Raw genomic sequence first — 262 nt, forward strand, 5'->3', positions numbered from 1 at the left:
AAATACTACTGACGACAGAGCACAAATCCAAACAGAACTTGATCAATTGACAGATGAAATCGATCGTATCTCTGATACAACTGAGTTCAACACGCAAAATCTTTTAGATGGAAGCTTCGCAGCAACACTACAAGTAGGAGCAAATGATGGACAAACTATCAGCTTCTCTATTAGTGCAATGGATAGTGCTGGTTTAACAGTAACTGCAATTAGTGTTGGAACTAATGCACAAGCAAGTGGATCTATCTCTCTACTAGATGAC

1 protein-coding gene is annotated in these 262 nt (G+C 38.9%); it reads left to right on the top strand.

The features are described from left to right. On the top strand, positions 1-262 hold a 262-nt coding region (locus LXM54_RS27795), incomplete at both ends, for a flagellin N-terminal helical domain-containing protein (RefSeq protein ID WP_442780555.1).

The organism is Bacillus sp. Au-Bac7, assembly GCF_021341655.1.
In the GTDB taxonomy this organism is placed as follows: Bacteria; Bacillota; Bacilli; order Bacillales; family Cytobacillaceae; genus Niallia.